The organism is Bacillota bacterium, assembly GCA_030019365.1.
GTDB lineage: Bacteria > Bacillota > Sulfobacillia > JACIYH01 > JACIYH01 > JACIYH01.
Map to the genome: position 1 here is coordinate 718,077 of JASEFA010000001.1, position 6,715 is coordinate 724,791.

Here is a 6,715-nt window from a genome sequence, read left to right on the forward strand (position 1 = left end):
TCGAAGGGCTGATCGAGGGCTAAGTGAGGCCATCGCGGGGGCCCATCGGGCTCCCGCCAGCAGGTGAGATCCAGATCTTTCCTTGGAAACAGGGGTTAGAGGGGTCGTTTCAGGCATTTTTGGTGCGCACTCCTAGATCTCTGCCGGGAAATCAGGCGGAGGGCGCCCGGCATTCACATACATGCCTTTTCGCCCTTCGAGGTATGGTACGGGGCCAGGCAGAAGGGCTGGACTGTAGCCGATTACCTGGTGGCTCTTAAGGAAGCTGGCCTTGACAGCATGCCGGGCACCGCCGCGGAGATCCTGGATGACGAGGTGAGGCGGCAGATCTGCCCCACGAAGCTGAATGTGGCCCAGTGGGTATCTGTGGTGGAGGCAGCCCACCGGGTGGGGATTCCCACCAGCGCCACCATGATGTACGGCCATGTGGAGTCGAACAAGCACAGGGCGCGGCACGTGGCGCTCATCCGGAGTATGCAGAAGTCCACGGGAGGGTTCACGGAGTTCGTGCCCCTGAGCTTTGTGCACCCGCGGACAGCGTTGTTCAGGTCGGGGCACTGCCGTCCCGGGGCCACAGGACTCGAGGACGTCAAGGTTCATGCGGTGGCGCGCCTCATGTTGCGCGGCGCCATCAGGAACGTACAGGTTTCCTGGGTCAAGCTGGGCCCTAAGCTGGCGCAGGTATGCCTGGCGGCGGGAGCCAACGACCTGGGCGGTACCCTTATCGAGGAGCACATTTCCCGGTCTGCGGGGTCGGCCTGGGGAGCCTCCATGGCGGAAGGTGAGCTCCGGTGGCTGGCTGAATCCATCGGCCGGGTTCCGCGGCGGCGGAGTACGACATACCAGATGCCGAACTGATGGGGGTGCCCCGTAGCTACGGCACCGCCAGGAAAGGGGAGGTAATGGCACTGTGAGCATCTCGCAGCGTGCTCGGGCCGTAAAAACAACCATCGGCAACGCTGGCCCTGGCCCAGACGGCGCCTGAATTCAGAAGCCGCGCCAGAGACGAGCTTTACTATCGCTACCCCTTTACCCTGTCACCGGTTATCGTTGGGCGAAAACCCGCTTGGAGTCACCAACGGAGCCCACCCGCTGGCCCACGTTGTAGTAGTGGACGGGCGCGTATATAACGGGATCGAGGCCGGCCATGTCGACCTTGCCGTACGCTGGATCGGGTATCCGTTCGTCGACGAGGATGTTCTTCACCTCACCGAAGAACACGACGCTGTCGCCGTGCTCCACTGTCCTCACCAGGGCGCATTCAAAGATCCAGGGCGAATCCTCGAGCACCGGCACATCAAGGACCACGCCACGCGACCAGGACGCCCCCGTATCCAGGCACTTGTTCGTGTTGAATCCGGAGGTGTTGCCGCAGTAGTCAGCCACCGGCAGCATGCCGGTGGTGACCAGGTTGGCGGAGAACAGTTCGGTCCTCAACACGCACGCCGATGTCATCCTCTTGCCGCGCGAGGAGAACATGAGGGTCGGGGGGTTCACGCAGCAGAACGTGATCCACGTCACCAGCGTAAAATTCGGCTCGCCATCCTCCCGGAAAGCTCCGATGAGGTACGCGGGCTGGGGAAAGAACCCACGCTGGGGATCGACCGAACGCTTGACCATACACCGCGGCCCCCCTCTGCTCTCTGTACTAGTACTGCATTTGCCGGTATTACCCAACAGCCTTCACGACCCCTTCTTTGACACACCCTCGGGACACACCCTCGGGGAAGTCCAGGGCAAGCGAGGCGGGAGATCCCCAGGAAAATCTAGGCTGCACGGGCCACCAGTCAACATCATATCTCTCCTGGTGGTAGGCGTAAAGTGCCAGGCAAGATTCACCAAGGCTTCGTCAAAGTGGCTGAGTCGGTGAGGGCCCTGCCCATGTCCAGAACCGTGCCCGCGGTAGGCAAGATGATCCCGAACTCGGCCTGGTAGGCCTCCAGCGGCTCCCTGATCATGCTGGGCGCACGCTCTCACCATGGCCTCCGCCTGCGCCGGCCGGCAGCCGTGGCCCGATACCAGCTCGGCTACCACCTGCTGCTCCACGGGCTTGGGGATGGTCGCCGTCCCTTCGGGCCACCGGGGGAATGCCCGCAGCGCATCTTCCCCCAGGGGCTCTGAAGGCAGGAACCTTGCCTCCTTCCTCCCCCTCGAAAGCGGTGCCCCAGCCTGATACCGGGGCCCGTGGTCCCTCATTTCGACGTGCGGCACGCGGGGGAGTCCCAACGTCGCCCCAAGAGCTCGTATGCGGGGAGACCGTGTCGGCCGCGATCCGGGAAGACATCCTGCAGGCTGAAAGGGAGGAGCTGTGTAGGCCTTCGTGGCCGGTTTGTTCGCTATCTGTGGTTCACCATTTGCCGCGGGTGGGCCCCAGCCTCGCTATGAGTTCGCTCCTCGAGCGGCAGCCCGCCTTGCGGTAGATGTTCTTGATGTGGTACTTGACGGTGTTCACCGATACGTACAGGTGGGCTGCGATCTCCTGGTAGGTGTGGCCGTCCAGCAGGAGGTCGAGGACTTGCTTCTCTGATCGGGTAAGACGCAGTCGAGGCGCTGGTGGAGCTGACTCCGAGCCGGGTGTTGGTGGCGACACCTCTGGTTCGAGCAAGCGTGCGAGCCTGGGCAAGACCAGCGGTACGAGCGCGAAGAGCACGGCTGCGTTGATCACGCCTGCGAGGGGAAGCCGCGCCATCGCGGTCAGGTTGGTGTTGTCCCAGAGAATTGCCGCGCCCGATACAAAGAGAACGTTTGAGCCCAGGCCGTATCCCCACGCCCTCTCGTGCCCGCGCCGGGCGAAAGAGAGAAGCGCGAGCCAGTAGTAGAAGTCCGTGCAGGCAAGGCCCACCATGGCGAGGTTGTACGACAGAGACAGCGACGCACTCGTCTCGCGCAGGGTGGGGGCGGTCAGCATGAGCGCTGCCAGTCCGAGTGACGCGCAGGCCAGAGCCGGCAGGTGTCGGGCAAAACCCCTCTGTCCCAGCAACGCTGCGCCGGAAAAGGCCAGGATGTAGGAGGCGAGCCCCGCATGGTGCCAGAAGTGGCTTGCGGACGTCTGTGCCAGTGCGCTGTACATGAGGCCGCCCGTGAGGTAAGTCGCGCCGGCGAATACGAGGAGTGGGCGGGCCTCCCTCCAGAAGGGCTGGTGGGTGGCGGCAGAGTCAGGCGGGGTAAGGCTCAGGCGGCAAGATGCCGCGACGTACCCGGCGCTCCCGGCGAGCAGCGCCAGGTGCGGCCATGGCCCCCCGTCAGGAGTGAGCCCGGCCAGCAGGCACCACAGGTTGGCACCGGTCACGGCAATGGCAAAGGGAGGGATAGGGGTTGGCGTGCGGGTGAGGAGGCCCGCCCATGCCAACATGGGGATGGCGGCGGCGAACCCGGCGAGCGCGTAAATGAAGTGGGCCCTTGCCAGGCCGGGGATGAACACGCATGCGCCGGCCAGGCAGGCGGATAACCCAGCCGCCGCGAGGGGCTCCCGGCCTGAAAGCGGCTGCCGCGAGACGATCGTGTTCGAGAAAAGAAACCCCAACGCGTGCCCGAGGGCAAAAGCGTGGGCGTTCAGGGTTGCCGAGGCATGCAGGAGTTTGAAGGCGAGTGGGCCATAAAACGGGAAGGATAGCAACCACCCCGCAATGGCCAGCCCGGTCAGCGCCGGGTACAACCCGCCCATCGTTACCGCGTCCTTTGCCGTGGCACTAGAGACCCATTCTATGGCACCGGACCATTTCCTGCTATGGGCCCCTACCGGGCCCTACCCCCGCGGACCTGAAAACTACCCGAAAAACTACCCGCGCTGGCGGAGGGAGGACTGCCCGGGCGAGAGAAAACGGGATGTGAAACGGCGCGCTACCTCGCGTGGGAGTGGTCCGCCGGGGGTCGTTTCCATTTCTGGGACGCGTCGGGGGCAGTCCGCCCATAGCACGGTCAGCATACTATGGGGACTGAAGCCAGCCATAAGAAGGGGTTACAGGAGCGTTCGCACTCTGCTACCTTGCGGGACAGTCTGTGGGGAGATGAGACGCGATGAGGACGCGACCTGCTGTCTCACGGTCAAGATGGTTACGGATTGTTGCCCTGTCTCTTCTCGCGGTGCTCGGTCCGATGGCGTTGACGCCGAGACCCGCGCATTCTGACTCCGCCGGGGACGTTCTGGCCCAGCTCCAGTCCCTTCGCCAGCAACTGGCTCAACTCCTGGCGGCGTACCGGTCGTCGGAGCCTGAGGCACGGGCGATAATGGACAGGAGTTTGGCAACTGGCTATGTGCCTGCGCTTCAAAAGATATACAACTCGTTGCCGCCAAGCGACCGGGACGCCGTGGATGACCAGATCCGGCAGGAAACCGGATACACCTTCCTGCAGTTGATACAGATGTCGTCCACAGTGCCGGGTCTGGTAAGATCGCTGAACCTGCTGGCGGATGCGGTCTCGGGTCTTGCTGCTGGCACCAAGGTTTCACAAACCAGGTCACCCGCCACGACGACGACGAAACCCGAGCAGACCACCAAGTCTAAAACAGCGACGGCGCCGGCGAAACCTGAAGAACCTGGAAAGTCGTCAACGACTTCGCCACCGTCCGGCATAATCGGTTTCGAGCCACCCTCCCAGGGCGGCGCCGTTGATCTCAGCAGCAGTAAGGACCTTAAGCTTAAGCTGGGGTGGGTGCTATACGGGCGTACTGACCTGACGGATGAAGAGGCCCAGGCCATTTATGATGCAAAGGTCAAAAAGCAGGTGAGATCACTGGACGCGACTTTGGGTGCGGCGACGAAGCGATTGGAGACTGCGGAGCGGCGGTTGAAGCTGTTCGAGGAGGCCGGGGAGAAAACGGGCGTGCAAAGGATCATTAACGCCCTGAAAGACGATTTGAAGGAGGCAAGGAACGAAAGGGCTGAAGCCGTGAAGAACCTTGGCTCATTCTTTCTTAAAGAGGCTGCCGGGCGGGTGAGCGAGAGCCTTGAGAACGTTCTTGACCTGACGGCCGTGGGAACCGGTGCCCACGATATGCAAGCGCTCGTTCTGAAGTCCAAGCGTACGCAGGAGGACTGGGAAAAGGCGGGCAATGGACTTGTCGGCGTTCTGACAGCGGCGTCCAAGCAGGCAGGCCTCAAGGTTGTAGGACCAGTGGCAGGCGTGGCCGAGCTGGCGGCGGACGCTATTTACTTACACCTGGCCGACTCAAGAGTAAGGGTACTGGAGGACAGTCTCGCTCAGGCTAACGTACAGACGGAACAGTATCGCAATCGGCTTCTACAGCAAATACAGATGGAAAGAGACAGGATAGAGGCCATCCAGCGCGAGAAGACGCTGCTGACTTCAAAGGAGTATCTCAAATTCTATTCAATCCCGTAGCCGCCGGGCGGTGGGAGCCAGTGAGTTCCGCTTGTGCGTCGATGTCACTGGGGAAAGGGGCGATCACGTGAGGGCTGGCCACGTCGTGAGTATCGTTCTTGGAATCGCCTTGATCGCCCTGGCAATCACGGTTGCGCTCTCTGGTTCCCCTGTGACGAGATCCAGCGAGGGCCGCATTTCCCTGGCCCTGGCGGTTGGCCTGGGCGCCGTCATGCTGTTAACAACTTTGCTCCAGGTGGGGAAACGGCCGGCGGGTGCCAGCAAGCCCGGTGTTGGAGGAGGGATGGCTACCTCAACGGCTTCGCGCAGGTGCCCCCGCTGCGGCAGCGATCTTCTCGACGAGTACGTAGCGTGCCCTTACTGTGGTCTATCCCTGAAGGTTGAGTGCCCGGCCTGTGGAAAAGAACTGAAAAGCGAGTTTCTGCTCTGTCCCTTCTGCGGTCATAATCTGAAGGAACCGGGAACGAGTCGGGAACCTTTTCCTGTGCCTGCTCCGAAGACCCACGAGCAAGAGCCCCGCCCACGGGGTAGGAAGTACAGGGCCGGGATTACGGCGCTTGCGCTCGTGCTCGTTATCGGTGGTGGCTTCGCAATAGTGCCCGAATTCATACACAGGACGGTCAGCCCCACGGAGAACGCCGCGCTCTGGAGCAAGGCGCATGCGGCCCTGTTTCAGTTTATAGGCGAGGGTATGAAGACGTTCGGTCAGGACGAAGCCCGTCCCGCCACACCGCAGGAGCTGAGCTCACTGTCGAAGCATCTGGATGATTTTGACCGGGCGGTGAAGAAGATAGCTAGGATCACGCCTCCTCCGGAACAGGCGATAATGCACCAGGCCCTCTTGCCGATCTATCAGGAAATGCGAGGCCACATGGCAGGTATCAGGGATTCCCTGCTCTCCGGCGACACCTTGCGGGCGGAGTTGGAATGGAATCGTCTGGCGCTGTTGCTGGATCAGGTTGCCCGAGTCACGGAGATACTGACGCCGGGTCAGAGCACCGCGAAGTAGCTTCTTGGTGTCAGGGCGGGGGCTTGGATGCGGTGTCGCGGGAGCAGACGGTCTGGCTGTACGACCGGCTCCAACTCGGTTATCTCGGGCACAGGGTCGATTGCTCGTTTTGTGGCGCCTGCTATATCCGCGATCTGTGTTGCGTGGGCAGGGACGCGGGGGGCATTTGTGATAGGCGCCTTGTCCTACCTTTGCGCTGGGCTGAGCCTCGCGCCGCTCAGACTGACTTCGCGCGAACCGGGTGCTCTGGTAAGCGGAGTGCGGGTCACCGCCTTGCGCACATGGATGAACCTGGTCGAAGGGTTAAGGTTGTTGGATGTCACGTAATTCACCCACCTGGCCCCCGAAAACGCCAAGTAATTC

Annotated in this window: 4 protein-coding genes and 1 pseudogene; 3 read left to right on the plus strand and 2 right to left on the minus strand. The window is 62.3% G+C overall.

The features are described 5' to 3' along the window. The first annotated feature begins 144 nt into the window (after positions 1–144). A pseudogene (locus QME70_03395) lies at positions 145–858 on the plus strand (CofH family radical SAM protein). Between the two features lie 186 nt (positions 859–1,044). Here the strand turns inward: QME70_03395 and QME70_03400 are convergent. Next, positions 1,045–1,620: a flavin reductase family protein gene (locus QME70_03400; protein ID MDI6893654.1), complete on the minus strand. Its 576-nt coding sequence runs from the start codon at positions 1,618–1,620 to the stop codon at positions 1,045–1,047. Between the two features lie 727 nt (positions 1,621–2,347). Continuing rightward, complete coding sequence (locus QME70_03405; protein MDI6893655.1) at positions 2,348–3,664, minus strand: helix-turn-helix transcriptional regulator; 1,317 nt, start codon at positions 3,662–3,664, stop codon at positions 2,348–2,350. 431 nt (positions 3,665–4,095) lie between these two features. Here QME70_03405 and QME70_03410 point away from each other — a divergent pair, with 431 nt between their 5' ends. Together QME70_03410 and QME70_03415 are read left to right on the plus strand one after the other, a co-directional pair. Further along, positions 4,096–5,343 (plus strand): hypothetical protein, encoded by a 1,248-nt coding sequence (locus QME70_03410; protein MDI6893656.1) that lies wholly within the window; start codon positions 4,096–4,098, stop codon positions 5,341–5,343. An 85-nt stretch (positions 5,344–5,428) separates the two neighbouring features. Further along, positions 5,429–6,352: a zinc ribbon domain-containing protein gene (locus QME70_03415; protein ID MDI6893657.1), complete on the plus strand. Its 924-nt coding sequence runs from the start codon at positions 5,429–5,431 to the stop codon at positions 6,350–6,352. The last annotated feature ends 363 nt before the right edge of the window (positions 6,353–6,715 follow it).

Coding starts and splice junctions, on each gene's coding strand:
- QME70_03400 (MDI6893654.1), bottom strand. CDS start 1,620: ATGGTCAAGCGTTCGGTCGATCCCCAGCGTGGGTTCTTTCCCCAGCCC.
- QME70_03405 (MDI6893655.1), bottom strand. CDS start 3,664: ATGGGCGGGTTGTACCCGGCGCTGACCGGGCTGGCCATTGCGGGGTGG.
- QME70_03410 (MDI6893656.1), top strand. CDS start 4,096: ATGGCGTTGACGCCGAGACCCGCGCATTCTGACTCCGCCGGGGACGTT.